We start from the raw sequence: 17,892 nt of genomic DNA on the forward strand, positions 1-17,892 counted from the left end.
ATTTACCCTCCAAATCCACCTTTTGTACCGCTACCAATCCCTCCTTTAAATTTAGAAGAAGCTTGATACGACTTAAACGCCGATGATTTTTTAAGAGTGTCCTTATTATGATAATATTTCCCGCCATAATAATAAGCTCCACCGCGGCTTGAGTAACTATCATTACATCGCCAAACACCAAGCTCATCATCCCACTTCCACTTCGAACAACTTTTATCCTTTGGTTTTGGTGGAAGATCTTGTGTACAACCTGATACAGTAGTTGCCATTAAAGAAGTAATTACACTTGATACTAACAATTTTGTTTTTGTCACCTTCCCACTCCCCTTTATAAATTATATTTTTATTATAAAAGAATTCGTGATACAGTAGAACAAAAAGGAAGAGGGATGACAATTGCGGTTAGAATATCGACTGAATAGTGAAGAGGGACAATATCCTGCCTTATGGAACTATACAAATATTCCTGTTTCGGAAGTCATCGCTAGAATGACCTGTGAGTATTTCGTGAAAGAAGGGGATACGTATGTTGTAACAGCAACCGCGATGGATCGTGATGGAACAGCGGTCTTATACGTACAAAAAGAAGATTTTCTTAATGATCCCTTAGATCATACATATTCTCATATCGGTTTTGAAATTAGAGAACTGCAAGGCACGGACTCTATTTTACTTGAAAGTAAAGAGATTTGGAATCATGAGGATATTTTATCTACCCTCCATTCCGATATAATCTATATACAAAAAGAGGAACAATTTATAGAATTTTCATTAGACTCAAGAGAAATTGATGAAGACCGAAAATGCTATGTGTATTATGGAACTTTTAATGGTGAACATCGATAATCTTTCAAATGACCATAAAAAATAAAAACCTTACGCTTCAAACGTAAGGTTTTTTATATAGTCCCACATATGCCGTTCTCTCTAGATGTCCATAAACCTGCTCTCACAGGTGGATGTCCTCACAAATGCTCTCAGTTTCCTTCTTAAAAAGACGGCCTGCTGTTTACATTTAAATATTGAACTTCCATATTATACTCATTGGTTTAAGACATACATAAGCTACGTACACCGTAGGAATTTTATATGATATAAGTTGAAATAAGACCCCCGCACGTGCCGTTCCTCCTAAATGTCCAAAAACCCGCTACTCGCAGGTGGATGCTCTCACAGTTACCATATATCTTCCTCCACACGGAAGGCTTGATTATAATAACTAAATGTTGAGCTTCCTTATTACTAACATCGGTTTTAGACATAAATGAGTTACGCACACCGCAGGATGTGTTATTTACTTGTCGTTATCTTATCACATTACAAACAATGTGTAAAATATAATGTTTATACAACAACTTCTTGCTGTGACCTTATTTTAATACAAAATATTTTCGTATGCAAGAGTTTACTACTGTTCTTTTTCAATTTCGTTTTCTGGATAAGAAATCCAATCGCTCCAACTTCCGGCATATAATTTTACATTCCGAAAACCAGCTGTTTGTAACGCTAATATATTAGGACAAGCCGTTACACCAGAGCCACAATACACGATGATTTCTTTCTCCTTATCGAGATGGCAGAAACGCTTCTCTTGTTCTTTTTGTTCTTTGAACTTACCTTCTTCTGTGATTCCTTCTTTCCAAAAATAGTTTTGTGCTGTTGGAATATGTCCAGCCTGAGAATCCACTTGTTCTTCCATACCAGCATACCGTTTTGGCTCTCGCGAATCAATTAATGTCATATCGGCATTTGTACGAATGCTTTCTCTTACATTTTCCATCGTTACAAGCATATGTTCCTGTACGTTTGGAGTGAACTCTTTTCGCTTCACTTCAGTACATTCAAATTCTGTTGGTAAATTTCGTTCTTTCCATATAGGAAATCCTCCATTTAACACATATACTTTCTTATGCCCTGCATACGTTAACAGCCACCATAAACGTGAGGCCATCGCACCGCTTTGGCTATCATATGCAACAACTGTCGTATTTTCATCAACGCCAGCTTGCGAAAGTTTTTCGGCAAACTCTTTCATATTAGGAAGCGGATGACGCCCACCGTGCTTCGTTACAGGACTCGATAGATCAAGGTTCAAATCAAAATATAGCGCGTAAGGAATATGTTCTTGTTCATACTGCTGACGCCCCCAATTGGGATTTGCTAAATCAAAACGACAATCAATCACTCGAACATGTTCATCTTCTATATGATTCTGCAACCATTCAACCGTAACAATCATACTTAACGACCTTCTTTCTCTGTCAAGCGTCTTACATACTCCATAACCATATTCTCTGTTACAATCTTACGCTGTGGTACGATACCTCGTTTAGCCAGTTCATTCATTTGTTTTGTTATCGTATTAATTGCATCCACTGAAAACTGCTTTCCACTTGACGCAAGTGCTACTACAGCATCAATTGCTGCTTCACGCTGCGCTTCTAATTGTAAAAAGGTCTTCACAATTTCATTTTGCTTACGAGAATGTGCTGTAATTGCTGTATGTACTTCCATCTTCACTACCCCCTAGATTTGATAAACCACTACTTAAAGCGACATTGTAAGCCGGATCATATCACGACATACAATTCCATTTTCAATAATCTCCTCTTCATAATGCTTTGAAAAGTAATCAAAATCAATCGAAACAATGCGGAAACCACATTTTTGATATAAAGCAAGCTGTGAAACACTAGAATTTCCTGTCCCTATTTCAAGTGTATGCATATGATATTCTTTCGCTGTTTGAATAGCGTGGTATAACAATTGTTTACCAATTCCTCTCCCTTGCAGTTCATCTACAACAGCAAGGTTCATGATTTCCATTGTATACGGCCTTGTTTCCAGTAATACATATACACCTATTACGTTTTCTTCATCTTTTGCAACATACATGCAACCACGTTTTATATAGGAATCAATTTGCTGCTCACTCGGATCGGCAAGCAATAATAATGACCGAGGAGCATTCTCCTTTTGTATGCGTTCAATTACAATCTCTATAAAAATTCTCTCCTCTCTCTTGTTCTAATCCCTCCTTGTCTACCATAAGTAATACAAAGGAGGGATTCACCATGGACAACAATGAGAAAAAATGCAACGTCATCTCAATTGATGTAAAGAAAAAGAAAAGTGAAACTTATTCCTACCCAAAATTAGTTATCGAAGGGAAAACATATGAATTTTCTTCATTCGTCTTATGCGGTGAAACACCAGATGGTAGACGTTTAGTCTTAACTCATATGATTTCCACAGACGAGTTTGCCGGATTTGTAAAATCACTCGATACTGTTCTGCAGAAGAAAATGGAACGAATCTTTTTTTCATAAAGATTATAAAATATGAATCTCTTTCTCAATCGCTGCCAATTGTTCTTGTAATTGTTCCTTACTTGTTTCATATAGTGACACATCAATCGTTTCTGCTAAAGCAAATAATAGACTTGCATAATACTGCTTCACATCTTCCTGCATAACATTTTGAGATAAGTTCCATTTCATTTCCCATTCCTGTTTATAATGATTAACAAATAATTTTTCTTCATCCGCTACATATTGAGATACGAAAGGCTCAAGCGCTTCTTTCGTATCGCTTTGCATAGCCGCTTTATCATTTTTTTCAAAAAAGCTTTTCTCATTTTTAAAATGAGATAACGCCTTTTTAAAATGTTTCATATCAATAGACGGAAATGGTTCTTGATGTGCAATCACTTGATATTCATACTCTGCTACTTCGCTCATTGAAATGGATTCATTTTCTTTTTGGCATGTCATTACAATCTCATCTCTTGCCCGCCCTATCGCTTCATCAATCCATTTCTCAAGACGTAATGACGTTGCTCGCATTTCTTGTAATATGTCCTGTTGGATAAAAGCAACTAATTCCATAAGACATTCTTGTAATTTCGCCTTCACATTTCCATCTGTTCGAAGTGCTGCAGGATTAATAAATTCCGTAAACACATCGTTATAGCGTAAAAACAAGCGTTGCTGTACATAATATAACAACTCTTTTACTTCATTCTTCATTGCTTGTTCTTCTGCTAAAACACTATATGATGAAATAATATGAAGTAGCCGTGCTCGCTCTGCTTCATATTTTTTTATTTGCTTCTCTTTTTCATCATTTCCTTGTTTTGCTCCCTCTATCATATTTGTTAGAAGTTGATCTGCGCTTTGCAGTGCTCTGTATAAAGAATGTATAGATACAAGCATAAGATCATGCATCATAAATGATGTAAATGACTCTTCAAATTCGGAAATTCCCGAATCTTGTAAAACACCATACTGTTCTTTCGAAATAATGCCACCTTGCTTTTCTTTTAATGCACATAAACTGGAAATCGCAAAGAGGCGCGGATTACGAATACCATATTGCAAGAGTTGCTCTGCAATATAACCTTTTACCATTTCAAGCTCTTCTTCAGATTGTGCTAAATCCGCAGCATTGATTAAAAAGAACATTTTATCAAGAGCAAATGTATCTTTGACGCGCCCAAGCTGAATGAGAAACTCTCGATCTGCTCTTGAGAACACATGGTTATAGTATGTTACAAATAAAATTGCATCTGCATTTTTAATATATTGGAATGCCACATCTGTATGGCGAGCATTAATCGAATCTGCTCCTGGCGTATCAACTAAAGCCACCCCTTTCCTTGTTAACGCACAGTCGTAATAAAGCTCCATATATTCAACAAAACATGACTTTTCTTCATTCGCTACATAATCAGCAAATTCAGCTACTGTTACTTGCACTTGTTCTCCTAAATGGTTGAAAACTGCCTTATATCCCCTTTGTACTGCCCGCAAGAAACTAAATGTTGTTTTCTGTTTTCCGCTTGGTGATGGATACTGAATGATTGTATCTATTTGTGACAACGCTTCTTCCAAAGTAGATATTTCATAATGAAACAGTTTATAAACAGCTTTCATATCTTCTAATAATGCCTGTTGTGATTTAAACTGAACAACTACCGTACCATGAGGCTTATCCTTTGTAACCGGTAAAATTTGATTAATCGTCGCCGTTGTTGGATTTGGTGATACCGGGAGTACGTTTTCGCCAAGCAACGCATTGGCAAATGAAGACTTCCCTGCACTAAATGCTCCAAAAAGCGCAACGGTAAACTGCTTTGTTTCCACACGCTTTCTTTTTTCAAGCACTTCCTGATGTAAATGCTGCAAAGTAGGAAGCGACTCTATTATCTTTTCTGCACCTTTTACCCGCTCTAATATGCGATGAATATTTAATTTTGCTTCGCTCTTTCTTTCTTCCTCACTGTAAGAAAGACTTTCCGTTTTCACTTCTTGTTCTTGTAATGTGAACTTCTCATTTACAACTAACTTCTTCCCTTGCAGTATTTCTTCTATTTGTAATCCATCTGGCACAGGGATGCGCTCTCTCCAAATGTCCTGTAAGTAGTTCTCATATTTATCATATGCCGCCGCATATTGTAATTTCGTTTCTTTTGCAGTTTGTAATACAGTATATTGCTCCAGTTCTTCATCAAGATGAACTATTTCTTCTTTTATCTTTTCCTTCAATATACTCGTACTGCTCTCTAAAATTTGCCGTGCTTTCACAAAATATCTTTTCTTAAGCTCATTTGCGACATCTTCTGTATAAAGAAGTAAATAATCTCCTGTAAAACCAGCTCCTTGCTTAATCGTTTCTGCTAACAATGCAGGAGAAAAATCAATTTCCAATTCATACACAGATTTCCCTATATTTTCTGTAAACAACCCTTTTTCTTTTAAGAAAGAGACTATAAACTCTTTCACATGAAAATCAATTTGCGTTTCCACAGTCTTGTTTAGAGCAGAATAAAATGCTTCTAATCGCTTTTGTTTCTCTTGCTCTGTTTTTCCTTTTGCAAATAGTAAACCAACTTTAAATTTCGTTAACTTTGTTTCTAAATATTGATTTGCTAATTCTCTCATTTCAAACGGCATTAAATACGCATTATCCAGTATGTCTTGTAAACCTTTTATAAATTCACTTCTTACATCGGATTCTTTATGAATTACGCGCTGTTTCTTTTCAAGAAGTACTTCCTTCTTTTCTGTCACTTCTGAAAGAGATAACGGCGAAGCTATTTCTTTTTCAAATGGTTGAAGTTGCTTTTCATTTTCAGCAAGAATAGCAGAGAGGTGCTCTTGTAATAAATATTCTGTTTCTCTTTCCATCCCTTGTTTCACATGTTGATCGCGCTCTTTCATAATAGAAAAAAGTAAACGCTCTAAACTTTGAATTTCATTATGCGGATGGTTCATCATTCGCAATGAAGTGTAAAAGATACCATCTACTTGAATATCCCAATTTAAAAATGATTGTTTCACACTTTGCTTATACCCTTCAAACGACAATTCATTTTCTTTATGCTTATCAATTTGATTGACAACAAGATACACCGTTTTGTTGCGTTGCTTTAGCTCTTTCACAAATTGTAAGTTCACTTCAGACTGCACATGATTATAATCCATCATATAAAAAATAACATCTGCAAGATGCAGTGTAGATTCTGTCGCTAGCTGATGCGCATCATCTGTTGAATCAATTCCAGGAGTATCAACAAGCACGACACCATCAGGAATTGGTGCATCATTTCGGTAAATATGCACACCAATAATTTCATCACCATTTTTACAGAGCTGTTTCAACTCTTCTGCTGAATATGCACCATCATATTCATAATGCTCCCCTGATTTTAGTGTAACAATAACTCGATCAAGTCCTTTTTCAATCTTAACGACATTTGCGCTAGTTGGAATTGGACTTGTTGGCAATAACTGCGCTTTGTACAAGTAATTCATCATCGTCGATTTTCCGGCAGAAAAATGCCCACAAAATGCAATCATTAACTGCTCTTCTTTATATTTTTGAATTACTTCAAACAACTTCAAACTATTTTCTGTATCACCATGCTTTTGCCATTCTTCATAAAAACAAACAAGTTTTTTCATATTGTTTGTCTGTACTATGTTTGTCATCCCCTTGTTCCCCTTTATTCCAAGATGTATATACCTTATTATCATACTAAATTTTCAGCATATTCTCATTAAAAATAAAAAAATCCCTTTCATTCTTTTTATAGATGAAAGGGATTTTATGTTAGATTTTTCATTTTGTTGCTCCGACTCCATTTAATACATACTTTGTTATGCCGATATATATAGCAACTGTTCCTGCAACGAATGCATATATCATTTCGCACACCAACCTTTTTGATAATGATTATCACTTTTGAATACATTTTACCATTAAAGAGAATCATTATCAATACATTTCTAAAAAAGAAAGCCCCTTTCTTCAAAGGAGCTTTGACCACCTGTTTTAAAGGAGTGAAAAAATTTGTTGTGCACCTTTATTATATCTCATCAAGCACATCTTAATAGCTTCAATAATTGGAAATTTCCTCTATGCCCTTTCCTGTCTATTTTGTATAATAAAAGGGATTTATTTAACAAGGAGGAAAATAATGGAACAAAATCTTTCGCAAGGTGAGAGGATTCATTCTATCGATATCATGAGAGGGATTGCTGTACTTGGTATTTTTCTTGTGAACTGGCCCGTTATCGCCGGTATTGACTCTCGAGACATGTTAGGAATTTACGAAGGAATAGACAGCTACATTCGTCTTTTTTATGACTTATTTATTCAAACAAAATTTTATACCATTTTTTCATTTTTATTTGGACTCAGTTTTTACATTTTTATGAGTCGGGCTGAAGCGAAAACAGATCGACCGAAAACTTTATTTGTTCGCCGTCTGCTTCTCTTATTATTATTTGGACTATTTCATTATGTTCTACTATGGGATGGAGATATTTTACATAGTTATGCGATCGCAGGCTTTTTCTTATTCTTATTTTATAAACGGGAACCTCGTACTCTTTTCATTTGGTCACTCGTTTTACTATGTATTTCCCAATTTCTCACCCTATTAGGCAGTCTAGTGATTGCTTTTGTATCGAAAGAAGAGCTAAATTTATCCGTACCAAGCATACCATTAGAAAACTGGACGTTACAAATACAAGAACGCTTTCATGCCTTTTATTCTGAAGCAATCGAGTTGAATCTATTTATGCTTCCAGAAATAGTTGGATTGTTTTTACTCGGTTTATATGCCGGAAAAAAAGATATATTCCGCCGCACAAAAGAGCTAGATCCAAAATTTAAAAAATGGCAAATGATTATGTTTGTCTTAACATTACCAATGTGGTTCTTTATGATCCGTTACTTCTTATCAAAGCCATCTTATGAACCAATCTATATGCACGCTTTTACAATGCTTAGCGGAAAAACATTATTTATCTTTTATATTTTTACACTTATACGCTTATTACAGAAAGAGCGCTGGCAAAAGTTACTTCGTCCCTTCCAATATGTCGGGCGAATGGCCTTAACAAATTATATTTCACATACAATCATAACGTTAATTGTATTTGGTCTATTTTTCAAACATGCTTATCCTGTTCCATTATGGATTGGACTATTATTTTGCATCGGTTTCTACATATTACAAATCTTTATGAGTCGCTTTTGGCTTTCCCGCTATCAATACGGTCCACTTGAATACATTTGGCGCCTTGGTACGTATGGAAAAATGATGCCTCTAAAAAACAAAAGCAAGGTCTCTTCATGAGAACCTTGCTTTTTTGATTTACATTTCTGTGACAGCACTTTTCATTGAAACTTGCTCTTCTTTTGTTTTCGTTCCGCGCTCCGGAATCATATGAAATACAATATTTAAGATAACCGCTGAAGCACTTCCAAGTACAATACCGTTGTCTGTTAAAATACGAATACTTTCTGGAAATTGCGAGAATAACGTTGGAACGACTGTAACACCAAGACCAATTCCAACAGAACATGCCACGATAAGTAAGTTTTCTTGTTTTCCAAAATCAACATTGCTTAACATTTTAATTCCATATGCCATCACCATCCCAAACATTGCGAGCATTGCACCGCCAAGCACCGGCTTTGGAATAATCGTTGTAATGGCTGCAATTTTAGGGATAAATCCGAGCACAATTAACATTCCACCACATACATAAATGATGATGCGATTTCGCACACCTGTTAATTGCACAAGACCGACGTTTTGTGAGTAAGTCGTATACGGAAAGGCATTAAAAATCCCACCTAAAATCATCGCCAATCCTTCCGCACGATACCCTTTTGTTAAATCTTTTTCACCAATCTTTTTATTACATATATCAGATAAAGCAAAATATACTCCAGTTGCTTCCACTATCCCTACACAAGCAACGAGAATCATCGTAATCATTGGAGTGAATTCAAATGTAGGTGTTCCGAAATAAAAAGGCTGTATGCCATGAAACCAATCTGCTTCCCAAACAGTCTGTAGGCTTACTTTCCCCATTAAAGCTGCCATAATCGTTCCAAATAAAAGGCCGAGTAAAATAGAAATGGAACGAATAAAACCATCAAAGAAACGATACATAATAATGATAAATAGTAGTACACCAAATGCTAACGCTAAATTTTCCAAACTTCCAAAGTCTTTACTCCCTACACCACCAGCCATATCATTAATGGCTGCTGGAACTAACGTAACCCCAATTACTGTAACGACAGAACCTGTTACAACAGGTGGAAACAACTTTACTAGTTTGCCAAATAGTTTCGCAAAAATAACAACGAACAATCCTGCAGCAATAATTGCTCCATATATAGAAGAAACACCATACTGCTTACCGATTGCAATCATCGGTCCAACTGCTGTAAATGTACACCCAAGTACAACCGGGAGACCAATTCCCAAAAAACGATTTGATAATGCTTGTAAGATTGTAGCAACACCGCACATTAATAAGTCGATAGAAACTAAGTAAGTTAATTCTTTCTGACTTAGCCCAAGTCCTCCGCCAACAATAAGCGGAACAATAATAGCCCCAGCGTACATCGCAAGCATATGCTGTATGCCAAGAGAAGCAATTTTAAATGGATGTTGCTTCATGGCTATCTCACCTCCGCAGTCTCATGTTGAACAAAGGTAACTGTATCATCTTCAAGCGATGCAATTTCTGCCAATGATTCTACACGAACGCCTCTCTCACGCAGTTTCTTCCCTCCATCTTGAAATGCTTTTTCAATTACGATCCCAATTCCAGAAACGCTTGCTCCAGCTTGCTCTACTAAGCTCATGAGCCCTAAAGCTGCTTGCCCATTTGCTAAGAAATCATCAATAATTAACACTCGATCGTCTTCATGAATATGTTTTTTAGATAATGAAATCTCATTTGTTTCTTGTTTTGTAAATGAATATACGTTGGCAACATACATATTGTCTTGTAACGTTAACGATTTACGCTTTCTTGCAAAGATTACTTTTACCCCAAGCTCTAAAGCTGCCATAACCGCTGGTGCAATCCCTGAAGATTCAATCGTCACGATTTTTGTAATGTTCTCTTCTTGAAAGCGTTTTGCAAACTCTTTTCCAATTTCTTGCATAAGTACTGGATCAATTTGATGATTTAAAAATGCATCTACCTTCAATACATCACCAGATAAAACTTTTCCTTCACTTAAAATCTTCTCTTGTAATACTTTCATGTTTGTTCCTCCTCTTATGCAAATAAAAAACTCCAAAAGCAGCCACCACTCGTTACAAGTGAGAGACGCGCTTTTGGAGCTTCGCAAAAAAAGAATACGAAACAAGCAAATCTATTCGTCCTCACTCATAGTCGAAGTATTTACGGTACTTCGGTAGAAACTTGCAGGCCCTATTCCTGCGATTATATGAGTGTAGCTAACTTATTTATAGATGGATTATAACGCACTTTGTTTACTTTGAAAAGTATTTCTAAGAAAAACACGTACAAATATTATCGAAACATCTGTTTTGTTCGACTTTTGAAAACCCTTTCATCCTCTCTATATTTAAAAATTCTTTTTGAATCATACATTTCTTGCAACATAAGCACAAAAACATATACATCTCCGCTACAAAAAAATAGAAACTTAAATTTGTAAAAAGAGTCCGTCACCTACTCTATACAGGTGACGGACTCCTTTTTATTCTTAACATGTTAATAAAGTGCGTGTTGTTTTTTCAAAGCAATCACTTTTCAGTGCCGTCTCGAAAAGGAATACTTTTAAGATAGGCTCTTCTTTTTTATAGTTCATAAATCTCTTTATATTTTGCTTCTAAATAGTCCGCTAAATAATTCGCATTTAGTCCTTCACCAGTTACATCCTCTAATATTTGCAATGGTTTTTTTATTTTACCATATTGGTGAATATTTTTTGTCAGCCATTCGCGAATTGGTGTAATATTCCCTTCTTCTAATAATGCATCAAAGCTCGGAATATCTTCTAACATCTTATGTTTAAATTGTGCAGCGTACATGTAACCAAGCGCATAAGATGGGAAATAGCCAAACGATCCATCTGCCCAATGAATGTCTTGCAGTATTCCTTGTGCATCCGTTTTTGGACGAATGCCTAAATAGCTCTCCATTTTATCATTCCATGCTTTTGGCAAATCTTTTACTTCCAACGTTCCGTCAAATAATTCTTTTTCTAACTCATAGCGAACCATAATATGTAATGGGTACGTTAATTCATCCGCCTCAATACGGATAAAGGAAGGCTTTGATTCATTAATTGCATGATAAAATTCATCTACCGATACATTTTCAAATTGCCCCTCACTAAATTGCTTCAATAACTCATAATTTTTCTTCCAGAAAGATTTATGACGCCCAATAAAGTTTTCAAAAAATAACGATTGTGATTCATGAATCCCCATTGAAGTACCACTGCAAAGCGGTGTTCCTTCTAAATCCTCGGAAATATTTTGTTCATATACAGCATGCCCGCATTCATGAATTGTTCCAAACACAGCCATTCGGAAGTCATTCTCATCATAACGAGTCGTAATGCGAACATCGCCTCTATTTAATGTAATTTCAAAAGGATGAATCGTTTCATCTAAACGACCGGCTTCAAAGTTATAATTTAATTGTTTTAATACTTCTAAAGTAAAATTCTTTTGTTTTTCCTTTGGAAAGTGCTTAAATAATACATCTGTTTTTAATGTTTTATGAGACGCTGAAATGTCTTTCACAAGCGGTACAATTCGCTCACGTAATTGCCCAAATACATGATCTAATATTTCTACTGTTACACCCGGTTCATACATATCTAACAGCGTATTATATTTATACGTGTCATAACCCCAATATGTAATAAATTTCTTCTTATATGCAACAATTTTTTCTAAATATGGTCTAAACATTTCAAAATCAGACTTTTCACGTGCTTCGCCCCAAACACTTTCTGATTTTGCTTGTAATTTTACAAACTCTTCATACTCAGCTTGCGGAATTTTTTTATTTTGGTCATACTTTTTACGGCATTCTTCTACAATTTTTTTCGTTGTTTCGGAAATTGTATTCTCTGCAATTCGTTGTTCTAATTCTGTTAAATATTTTTCCATCTCATCAGAAATGGATAAAGAAAAGACTTCTGACGAAAGCATTCCAATCACTTCCGAGCGCTGATCTACCCCTTGTTTTGGAGCGCCTGTACGCAAGTCCCAAAATATTAAATTAAGTGCTTCGCCATAATTATTTATCTTTTTCACATATGCTAAAAATTCTTTTTCTAATTCATGTGTAGCGATTGTCATATTCCCTTTCCTCCTTTTTCTATCTGCCCTTTATTTCGACATAAATAGATAAATTCCTTTTCTCTCTATAGAAAAAAGCTTGGCATTGACCAAGCTTTTTCTTCGTTAGATCATTTTACAGAACAATTCCTTCTACTGGCAGTACTTTCTTTACAGCTTCGACAACCTTCTCATTCTCATTTTCAGACAAGAATAACGAAATCGCTCCTTTGTCCTCACTTGTACGAATTAAGCGCCCAATTCCTTGGCGAAGTCGTAAAATCATATATGGTACATCTACGTCCCAGAATGGATCATTTACATGTTTTCGTTTCGCTTCAAACACAGGGTCATTTGGAGGGAATGGAAGCGACCAAATAATGACATGTGATAAGGATGAACCAGGAATATCTAATCCTTCCCATAAATGAACAGCACAAAGGACAGTCTCTTCTTCATTTTGGAAACGTGAAACGAGCTGACTAATTTCTTGATCTCCTTCATATAAGAACGGAACAGACATTTGTTCTTTGCTTACGTATTCTTTAAATGCAGCAAGCTCCTCAGTTGTACGGAACAATACAAGTGTACGTCCATTTGTTTTTTGAATATTTTCAAGTGTATATTGACACTTTCTTTCCCATGCATTTTCTTCATGATAGGATGGTAAATACACTTTCATTTGTTCTTCATAATCAAAAGGAGAAGCAACTGAGAACGATAGATAATCTTTTACGCCGAGGCTATTTGCGGTAAATGCAAATGAATCATTTTCAGATAATGTAGCAGAAGAGAAAATATATGGAATTTTTTTAGAGAATACTTTCTCTTGTAATACTTCTTCTACTGCGCGTGGCATAATAACTAATGTAAATGCTCCGTCCCCTTCTTCTCCCCATGTAATCACATTTTTTTCATGCATGAAAAGACGAAGTGAATGTTCTAGCACATCTAAATGCTCGTCAACAATATTTAAATCATATGTGTTGACTGTATACATTTCACTTTCAAATACTAATGCATCGCCGACTTCAGCAATTTTGCCATATAATCGTTTTGCTTCTGTAGTCACTTTTTCTGTTACCGTAATTTCTAAACGATCTGATCCTGGGATTTCTTTTTTATTCTCTTGTAAAACATCAAAGAAACGTTCTGTTTGCCAAATTGTTTCTTCTATTAAATGGGCAAACTCTTCACGAATGTCATTTTGCAACAATCTTGTTAATAATTGTTCCATCATCGTTTGCTTTAATCGATACGTTAATGCTTTTTGTGCTGCATACTCAACCAAATGCCCTTCATCAAAAACAACACAGCTACTTTCTGGTAGAAGCGGCATCTGTCCTTCACGCTTACGAGCATCATATGTCCAAATGTGGTCCATATAGAAATCTTGAGAACAAATAATTAAATCTGCTGCTTTACGGTAATGTTCACGAGAAAGCGTTTGACCGCAGCGATGGCGAGATTCACATGTGAAACAATCTTGAAAATAATCCCAAGATACTTTTGACCATTCTTCATCATTTAATAACGGAAACTCTTTACGATCTCCATATGGTGTGAAATTTTGCATTGTCCCGTGATCAAATACAAATTGTGGCAATTCATAATATAAATCTTCAATTACTTCTGGAGCTCGTCCACTCATTACATCTTCTAGTTTACGTAAACATAAATAGTTATCCATTGATTTTGCAAGTCTAACATCAACAGATAACCCTAATGCTTCTGATAACTTCGCGATGTCCCCTTCTTCTTTTACAAGCTGTTCAATTAGCGTTTCATCTGCACAAGCGATGATAGCGGGCTTTCCTGTATAACGTGCATAACAAATTGCATATAAAAGATATACAATTGTTTTCCCTGTCCCAACACCAGCTTCAGCAAACATAACCTTCTTCTCTTGAAACGCTCGTTCTAATTGAAACGCCATAAAAATTTGTTCATCGCGCTCTTCAAAACCTTTTTCTGGGAGGATATCGTAAAACACATCTCCAATCCACTCATTCAACTTATCATAAAAATTATCTTGTTTCCCTACTTCAAATGGTAATCTCTTCTTAGTAAACATGCTTAGCCTCCAACCAAAAAGTTTTTCTATAAAAAAGATATAGCAACTGCTACTTATAAATAGCAGTTGCTTTCCCCTGTTGTAATACATAGAAATGCGTGAAAAAAGTTTTCCTTTATGTAAAGGAAAACTTTTTTCACTCTATTAATGACTTTAAATAACGCTTATCAATTAATGTTTCATATGATAACGCAGATAAATATTCTTCCTGTGCCTTTTGAATTTCATCTGCTACACTTTGAAAGTCGAGTTCTTTGCCGAGTTCATCATACGTACGATGAATCGCTTTTTGAATCATTGACAACTGGAACCCATCCATATCGATTCCTCCTTTTGCACATTACATAGTAGCCAGTATATGCGCAAAAAAGAGGTTTTATACTATACATTACGAGGCCGACGTTTTCCAAAGTATTGGTAGTAATCTGTACGAATAAAGCCATTGAATAATTTACGCTTTTTCGACGCTTCTTGTCCATAACATTTTTCAAATGCCTCATAGCTTGTTAATACATATAAGGACCAAGTGTCTAACGGACGAAATACTTCTCCCATTTCTTTGTATAACTTTTCAACAAGTGCTTTTTCACTTAAACGTTCTCCGTATGGAGGATTCGTTACAACATAGCCATATTCCTCTTTTGTCGTAAAATCTTTTACTTGCATTTGCTTAAAGGAAATTAAGTCACCTAATCCCACTTCATCTGCATTATCTTGCGCGATTCTTACCATACGATGATCAATATCTGATCCGATAATTTGTAATGGCTGATCATAATTTGCTAAATCCTCTACTTCTTGACGCGCTTCTTTCCAATTTTGCTTACCGATCCAGCCCCATTCATCCGATGCAAAGTCTCGGTTAAATCCTGGTGCAATATTTTGTCCAATCAGCGCCGCTTCAATCGGAATTGTTCCAGAACCACAAAACGGGTCAACGAATGGACGATCTGGTTTCCAATTTGTAAGTTTAATTAACGATGCAGCTAACGTTTCTTTCAATGGTGCTTCTCCTTGATCAACACGATATCCGCGCTTGTGCAGTCCAACACCACTTGCATCGATTGTTAACGTTGCAATATCTTTTAACATGGCAATCTCAATGCGGAATAAAGGACCATTCTCTTCAAACCAAGTTGTACGCTTATATGTTGATTTCAACTTTTCCACAACAGCTTTTTTGACGATACGTTGGCAATCTGGAACACTAAATAAAGTTGATTTCAGAGATTTACCAATAACAGGAAATTCTCCATTTTCAGGAATATAATCTCCCCAATTTAAAGCCTTTGTCTTCTCAAATAATTCATCAAACGTAGTTGCTTTAAATTCACCTACTTTGATTTTGACACGATCAGCAGTACGCAACCATAAATTGGCACGACAAATTGCATTTACATCTGCTTCAAATGTTACTTTTCCGTTATCTACTTGGCACTCGTAGCCAAGATCACGAACTTCTCTTGCAACTAGAGCTTCAATTCCCATCGCTGCTGTTGCAATTAAAGTAACTTTTCCCATTTTCTATTCACCTCTTATGTATAATCAAACAATAATCACTCTATAAATTATTAAGTATGATAAAGTATTGTTTTCTTTACCATTGTAACTCACGCATCATTACTTCATACAAATAAAAAACTCTCCTCTTTCAAAGGAGAGCTGAGTCATTACGTAATTGGTTCATAACGTTCTGTAAGCCATGTTCTGTTCCTTTGTACTACAAACGGCCCACGCCTCGTACTCCGGTGGTAATCATCTATCTACAGGTTACTCGAACCTGTCCTTTTCCATCGTTCATTTCCTTGGAAAAGATTCCCCTACCATTATTTGGGTTTCTCGCTCGTGGGGTTTACCTCGTTCCACTCCTATCATTTCTTCAAGGACTTCGTCACTGTGGCACTTTAAAGGTAGTCAAACCATATCCAAAAGGACTTAGGTTTTTTCCCTGCCGTTAAACCAGCCTCGCGGCCAGAATACCCTAGCTTATGAATTGGCTAGGCACGAACACTACGACCATCTCAGGTCGTGCGAGCATGGACTTTCCTCTACAACGTTCACGTTGCAGCGATTACCCAAACGCTATGACAAAGATTAGTATAGTGGAAACAAAAAGATTTTGCAATGCTTTTTTTATATGTAAGATGATTCAATCTTTTTCATTTCTACATTACTCATATAATTTGCTTCCAAAAACAGCTTTTTCTAAATTAGATAAACGTTTCAAAATATCTGTATTTGTATTGCTATATACAGGTTGTGCAGCCGGTGTTGGAATCGTTTGTTGCGGCGCTTGTGCTGCAGCAAGTTTCTGCTCTTCTAATTCACGTTTCAAACGTGCGTTTTGCTGTTGCAATTGTTCCAGTTCCTTATGAAACGCTTCATAATCTTTAATAATCATATCAAGAAACTTGTCGACCTCTTCTTGCTGATATCCTCTCATACCTGTTTTAAATTCTTTTTCTAAAATATCTTTTGCCGTTAATTTAATTTTATCCGAAATCATTCTCTTCACCTCAAATTTTCACCAAAACTTTTATTAGCTAAATTTTTTCAGAAACAGTCCCTTTTGTCAATCATATATGCGCGAGTAATCTTCCATATTACTCTGCATCATTCCACTGTTCTTCTTCTATTATATCTTGTAAATCAGAAAAAAGAATGAAATAGCTGTGATAATTTTCTATTTCTCCTTTTTTCTTAGCTGCCTCTACTATATATTTTGGACTTCCTGGTTTTTCTTCATCATATACAGCTAAAAGTGCGTCACTTTTTTCAATAAAAAATTGATTTTTTAATCGAAATTGCTCCGGGCTTTCATATTTTCTTTTTGTAATACTATCAACATGATCAGCTTGCTCTAAAATAAGCTCATACCATTCTTTATTTCCTTCTTTCCAGTTTTCCTCTTGTGCTAAAAAAGGAGTAAACACAGCTAGTTTTAAATCGGGATATTCTAATTGTAAATCAAACACAACTTCTGCAGCCCATAATTCAACCCCAAGTTGTCCACTAATCATCACCCATTCTAATCCTTCTTCCAAAAAGGCAAGAAATTTACGATGTAACGCTTTTTTTATATAAGCAACACCTGGGTGATCATTCTGAAATATCCCAAGTTCAAACGGTTTGTATCCTGTTACAGCTAAAACTTTCATATCAACACTCCAATAAA

At 35.7% G+C, this 17,892-nt stretch carries 16 protein-coding genes, 3 other RNA genes and 1 riboswitch; of the genes, 3 read left to right on the plus strand and 16 right to left on the minus strand.

The genetic code is table 11. The features are described from left to right. Positions 1 to 2: 2 nt before the first annotated feature. Positions 3 to 314, minus strand: coding sequence for a hypothetical protein (locus tag MR063_RS05670; protein WP_242142708.1), 312 nt, complete (start codon positions 312 to 314; stop codon positions 3 to 5). Between the two features lie 82 nt (positions 315 to 396). On the opposite strand from MR063_RS05670, the gene MR063_RS05675 reads away from it, so the two are divergent. Then, the gene (locus tag MR063_RS05675; RefSeq protein ID WP_242195096.1) at positions 397 to 846 is read left to right on the plus strand and encodes a hypothetical protein; all 450 of its coding nucleotides are present in this window, start codon (positions 397 to 399) and stop codon (positions 844 to 846) included. A 56-nt stretch (positions 847 to 902) separates the two neighbouring features. Here the strand turns inward: MR063_RS05675 and ssrS (MR063_RS05680) are convergent. From ssrS (MR063_RS05680) to MR063_RS05700, 5 genes are all read right to left on the minus strand, one after another. Then, positions 903 to 1,086, minus strand: a non-coding RNA gene (ssrS, locus tag MR063_RS05680) — 6S RNA. 21 nt (positions 1,087 to 1,107) lie between these two features. Continuing rightward, a non-coding RNA gene (gene ssrS, locus MR063_RS05685) (6S RNA) lies at positions 1,108 to 1,290 on the minus strand. A gap of 118 nt (positions 1,291 to 1,408) precedes the next feature. Continuing rightward, positions 1,409 to 2,239: a sulfurtransferase gene (locus tag MR063_RS05690; RefSeq protein WP_242195098.1), complete on the minus strand. Its 831-nt coding sequence runs from the start codon at positions 2,237 to 2,239 to the stop codon at positions 1,409 to 1,411. A 2-nt stretch (positions 2,240 to 2,241) separates the two neighbouring features. Continuing rightward, entirely contained in the window at positions 2,242 to 2,514 is a 273-nt protein-coding gene (locus MR063_RS05695; RefSeq protein ID WP_242195100.1) for a YpbS family protein, read from the minus strand. Positions 2,515 to 2,547: 33 nt separating this feature from the next. Further along, complete coding sequence (locus MR063_RS05700) at positions 2,548 to 3,003, minus strand: GNAT family N-acetyltransferase (RefSeq protein WP_242195622.1); 456 nt, start codon at positions 3,001 to 3,003, stop codon at positions 2,548 to 2,550. A 71-nt stretch (positions 3,004 to 3,074) separates the two neighbouring features. Here MR063_RS05700 and MR063_RS05705 point away from each other — a divergent pair, with 71 nt between their 5' ends. Further along, on the plus strand, positions 3,075 to 3,329 hold the full coding sequence (locus MR063_RS05705) for a DUF3931 domain-containing protein (RefSeq protein WP_242195103.1): 255 nt from the start codon (positions 3,075 to 3,077) through the stop codon (positions 3,327 to 3,329). A 3-nt stretch (positions 3,330 to 3,332) separates the two neighbouring features. On the opposite strand, the gene MR063_RS05710 is transcribed toward MR063_RS05705, so the two are convergent. Beyond that, the gene (locus MR063_RS05710; RefSeq protein WP_242195105.1) at positions 3,333 to 6,992 is read right to left on the minus strand and encodes a dynamin family protein; all 3,660 of its coding nucleotides are present in this window, start codon (positions 6,990 to 6,992) and stop codon (positions 3,333 to 3,335) included. A gap of 488 nt (positions 6,993 to 7,480) precedes the next feature. On the opposite strand from MR063_RS05710, the gene MR063_RS05715 reads away from it, so the two are divergent. Continuing rightward, complete coding sequence (locus MR063_RS05715) at positions 7,481 to 8,647, plus strand: DUF418 domain-containing protein (RefSeq protein WP_242195107.1); 1,167 nt, start codon at positions 7,481 to 7,483, stop codon at positions 8,645 to 8,647. 18 nt (positions 8,648 to 8,665) lie between these two features. On the opposite strand, the gene pbuX is transcribed toward MR063_RS05715, so the two are convergent. From pbuX to MR063_RS05760, 9 genes are all read right to left on the minus strand, one after another. Further along, positions 8,666 to 9,988, minus strand: coding sequence for a xanthine permease PbuX (gene pbuX / locus MR063_RS05720; protein WP_242195110.1), 1,323 nt, complete (start codon positions 9,986 to 9,988; stop codon positions 8,666 to 8,668). A gap of 2 nt (positions 9,989 to 9,990) precedes the next feature. Next, positions 9,991 to 10,584, minus strand: a complete 594-nt coding sequence (locus MR063_RS05725; RefSeq protein WP_242195112.1) for a xanthine phosphoribosyltransferase — start codon at positions 10,582 to 10,584, stop codon at positions 9,991 to 9,993. A gap of 108 nt (positions 10,585 to 10,692) precedes the next feature. After that, a riboswitch (purine riboswitch) is annotated at positions 10,693 to 10,794 on the minus strand. 352 nt (positions 10,795 to 11,146) lie between these two features. Next, a complete protein-coding gene (locus MR063_RS05730) occupies positions 11,147 to 12,664 on the minus strand; it encodes a carboxypeptidase M32 (RefSeq protein WP_242195116.1) in 1,518 nt (505 codons plus the stop codon). A gap of 115 nt (positions 12,665 to 12,779) precedes the next feature. Continuing rightward, positions 12,780 to 14,717, minus strand: a complete 1,938-nt coding sequence (locus tag MR063_RS05735) for an ATP-dependent DNA helicase (protein ID WP_242195119.1) — start codon at positions 14,715 to 14,717, stop codon at positions 12,780 to 12,782. Between the two features lie 136 nt (positions 14,718 to 14,853). After that, complete coding sequence (locus tag MR063_RS05740; RefSeq protein ID WP_242142697.1) at positions 14,854 to 15,036, minus strand: DUF3921 family protein; 183 nt, start codon at positions 15,034 to 15,036, stop codon at positions 14,854 to 14,856. Between the two features lie 62 nt (positions 15,037 to 15,098). Beyond that, on the minus strand, positions 15,099 to 16,238 hold the full coding sequence (locus MR063_RS05745) for a THUMP domain-containing class I SAM-dependent RNA methyltransferase (protein ID WP_242195121.1): 1,140 nt from the start codon (positions 16,236 to 16,238) through the stop codon (positions 15,099 to 15,101). A gap of 170 nt (positions 16,239 to 16,408) precedes the next feature. Continuing rightward, positions 16,409 to 16,800, minus strand: an RNA gene (gene rnpB / locus MR063_RS05750) — RNase P RNA component class B. An 87-nt stretch (positions 16,801 to 16,887) separates the two neighbouring features. Continuing rightward, positions 16,888 to 17,223, minus strand: a complete 336-nt coding sequence (gene gpsB / locus MR063_RS05755) for a cell division regulator GpsB (RefSeq protein ID WP_242195124.1) — start codon at positions 17,221 to 17,223, stop codon at positions 16,888 to 16,890. A gap of 97 nt (positions 17,224 to 17,320) precedes the next feature. Beyond that, positions 17,321 to 17,875 carry an SLOG family protein gene (locus tag MR063_RS05760; RefSeq protein WP_242195126.1) on the minus strand — a complete coding sequence of 185 codons (555 nt, stop codon included), beginning with the start codon at positions 17,873 to 17,875 and terminating at the stop codon, positions 17,321 to 17,323. Positions 17,876 to 17,892 lie beyond the last annotated feature (17 nt).

This window comes from Bacillus cereus group sp. BfR-BA-01492 (assembly GCF_022662815.1).
GTDB lineage: Bacteria > Bacillota > Bacilli > Bacillales > Bacillaceae_G > Bacillus_A > Bacillus_A cereus_BD.

Coding starts and splice junctions, on each gene's coding strand:
- MR063_RS05690 (WP_242195098.1), bottom strand. CDS start 2,239: ATGATTGTTACGGTTGAATGGTTGCAGAATCATATAGAAGATGAACAT.
- MR063_RS05695 (WP_242195100.1), bottom strand. CDS start 2,514: ATGGAAGTACATACAGCAATTACAGCACATTCTCGTAAGCAAAATGAA.
- MR063_RS05705 (WP_242195103.1), top strand. CDS start 3,075: ATGGACAACAATGAGAAAAAATGCAACGTCATCTCAATTGATGTAAAG.
- MR063_RS05710 (WP_242195105.1), bottom strand. CDS start 6,992: ATGACAAACATAGTACAGACAAACAATATGAAAAAACTTGTTTGTTTT.
- MR063_RS05715 (WP_242195107.1), top strand. CDS start 7,481: ATGGAACAAAATCTTTCGCAAGGTGAGAGGATTCATTCTATCGATATC.
- pbuX (WP_242195110.1), bottom strand. CDS start 9,988: ATGAAGCAACATCCATTTAAAATTGCTTCTCTTGGCATACAGCATATG.
- MR063_RS05725 (WP_242195112.1), bottom strand. CDS start 10,584: ATGAAAGTATTACAAGAGAAGATTTTAAGTGAAGGAAAAGTTTTATCT.
- MR063_RS05730 (WP_242195116.1), bottom strand. CDS start 12,664: ATGACAATCGCTACACATGAATTAGAAAAAGAATTTTTAGCATATGTG.
- MR063_RS05735 (WP_242195119.1), bottom strand. CDS start 14,717: ATGTTTACTAAGAAGAGATTACCATTTGAAGTAGGGAAACAAGATAAT.
- MR063_RS05740 (WP_242142697.1), bottom strand. CDS start 15,036: ATGGATGGGTTCCAGTTGTCAATGATTCAAAAAGCGATTCATCGTACG.
- MR063_RS05745 (WP_242195121.1), bottom strand. CDS start 16,238: ATGGGAAAAGTTACTTTAATTGCAACAGCAGCGATGGGAATTGAAGCT.
- gpsB (WP_242195124.1), bottom strand. CDS start 17,223: ATGATTTCGGATAAAATTAAATTAACGGCAAAAGATATTTTAGAAAAA.
- MR063_RS05760 (WP_242195126.1), bottom strand. CDS start 17,875: ATGAAAGTTTTAGCTGTAACAGGATACAAACCGTTTGAACTTGGGATA.